The organism is Bordetella tumbae, from assembly GCF_054780995.1.
Window position 1 is genome coordinate 1 of the sequence record NZ_BAAGVG010000036.1, and the last position, 2,443, is coordinate 2,443.

The 2,443-nt window shown below is 58.7% G+C and carries 3 protein-coding genes; all 3 read right to left on the reverse strand.

Going from position 1 to position 2,443, the window contains the following annotated elements; translation table 11 throughout:
* Window positions 1-1,551: IS66 family transposase (gene tnpC / locus ACYVI2_RS29250; protein ID WP_460490394.1), on the reverse strand; the 1,551-nt coding region annotated here is incomplete at its 3' end.
* A gap of 145 nt (window positions 1,552-1,696) precedes the next feature.
* Window positions 1,697-2,029 (reverse strand): IS66 family insertion sequence element accessory protein TnpB, encoded by a 333-nt coding sequence (gene tnpB / locus ACYVI2_RS29255; protein WP_094838079.1) that lies wholly within the window; start codon window positions 2,027-2,029, stop codon window positions 1,697-1,699.
* Window positions 2,026-2,443, reverse strand: a 418-nt coding sequence (gene tnpA / locus ACYVI2_RS29260; protein WP_460490393.1) for an IS66-like element accessory protein TnpA, incomplete at its 5' end; no start/stop codon positions are given. The genes tnpA and tnpB, both read right to left, overlap by 4 nt.

A 2,443-nucleotide genomic window follows, 5' to 3' on the forward strand; every position in this document is an offset into this window, starting at 1 on the left:
TTGCCAGTTATGCGGCAGTAATTGATCGATCCGGCTGGCCGGCTGCGTAGGCAGACGCGTGAGTACGTCTTTGAGATAGGCATACGGATCGTGCCCATTGAGCTTGGCCGATTGAACCAGCGTCATCACAGCAGCCGCCCGTTTGCCTGCACGCAGCGATCCCGCGAACAGCCAATTATTCCGGCCCACCGCAACCGGTCGGATCTGCCGTTCAATGTGGTTGTTGTCGATCGGCAACTGCCCATCATCTAGATAGCGCGTGAGCGCACTCCAGCGTTTAAGGCTGTAATCGAAGGCTTTGGCGGTGGCTGATCCGTCGGGAACGCGGGCGCGTTGCTCTTTCATCCAGAGGTGCAGCGCGTCGGCCAGGGGTTTGGATCGTTCCTGACGTATTCGCCTTCGAGCATCGATATCCAAGTCCTTGACCTGGCGTTCAACCTCATAGAGTTGACCGATATGCTGCAGAGCTTGCTCAGCTAACTGACTCTTACTGGCGGCATGCAGCTCGTAGAACTTGCGCCGCGCATGCGCCATGCACCCGACCTCGGCCATGCCTTGAGTAAAGCAGGCTTTATAGCCCGAGTAGTCGTCACAGAGTAGACTGCCTTGCCAGTCCCCCAGGAAGGCGCGAGCGTGTTCACCAGCACGGCCTTGCGTAAAGTCGTAGATCACCGCCTTCAGTGATTCGAAGGCACCAGGTGCATAGGCCCAGAGATAGGCTCGATGGGTCTTTTTGCTGCCAGGCTGGAGCATTTGCACCGGCGTTTCGTCGGCATGCACCACGCGATGCGCGAGAATCGCCTGGCGCAAGGCGTCCACCAAGGGTTGCAGATGAACGCCGCAGGTTCCGACCCATTCGGCAAGCGTTGAGCGAGCCAGCTTCATGCCCGCTCGCTCGAAGATCGCCTCTTGCCGGTACAGCGGCAGATGGTCGGCGTACTTGGCCACCAGAACGTGAGCCAACAAGCCGGTAGTGGCCATGCCTTTGTCGATGACATGGGCTGGTACTGGCGCCTGCTTTAGGGTGGCGCATTGTTTGCACACCCATTTGCCGCGGATGTGGCGCTCTACGCTAAACAATCCCGGTGTGTAATCCAGCTTCTCCGAGACCTCTTCTCCGATGCGCAACAACTCGCATCCGCACTGGCAGTGCGTGCTATCGGGCTCATGGCGGTATTCGGTGCGGGGCAAGTGCTCGGGTAACCGGGCACGCTTGGGGCGGTTGGCCGGTCTGGATAGGGGGTGGCCGCTTAGTATCTCAAGTTCAGTCTCAATGGCCGCGATGTCCGTACTGACGGTCTCATCCAGCAGATTGCCTTGTATCCCTGAGAGCTGCTCGCCTTTTTTACCGAATTGATAGCGACGCAGGCTCGCGATCTCGTGGGTCAACTGCGCGATCTTGGCGTCCTTGTATCGGATCTCGTCCTGGTAGACCGTTTGCGCTTGTGCCTGACGCACTGTTAGTTGTTCAAGCTCGGATCGCGTCTGCTCGAGCGCCTCGCGCTCGGCCAGCACCTCGAGCAACAGCGTGCGCAAGGCGGGCGCATCCATGTTGGCAAGGTCGGGCATCGGCGGCGTAGTCATGGCCCTAAGTGTTACATGACTGAGGCACCTACGCCATTGGCGCATGCCCCGATGGCATAACGCGGCAGTTACGTGCCAAGTAAAAGTGAGTCGCCAGAATCCAGCCTGCCAATCAGAGAACGTCAATCACGCCGTTAGGCCCGATACGGTGCCAGGGCAGACCTATGACCAAGGCCTGCAGTTGTTCGTCGCTCAACATGAGCTGCGCCTCGCCCGAACGAGGCCAAGTAAACCCGCCCTGGTGCAACCGTCTAGCCGCCAGCCAGACGCCCAGGCCATCGTGTACCAACACTTTTAAACGGTTAGCTCGACGGTTGGCGAACAAATACGCGTGGTGTGGCTGTGCAGCACCGAAGACCTTTACCACTCGGGCCAGTGCCGTGTCAGTACCCGCACGCATATCCATCGGCTCGACGGCCAGCCAGATCTGGTCAATACGGATCATCGAGTGACTTCATTTAGCCACGCAGCACATTGCTGCGCGTGGCTCAGTGGCCATTGAATCGAGACGATTAAATCGCCACGTTCAAGCTTGATCTGGATCGGTGGTGACGGGTCCTGTGACGCCGACTCGATAGGTTTGTTCATCGAGGCCGGCACGGCAATGAACTGGGCCGCGACATCACGTTGGATCGGCGAGGGTGTTGTGCTGACATCGAGGTCACCATAACGCTCGTGTTCCTGGATCCAACGGCGAACAAGATTCGCGTTGATGCCGTGATCACGAGCAACCGACGCCACGGAGATGCCACGCTGCTGACAATAGGCAACCAGTTCGGCCTTGAATTGGGGATCATATCGCCGCCGCCGTGACGCCGGACTGACTTCAAGAGGGTCTGAAGAGTGCATTGCTCCACCT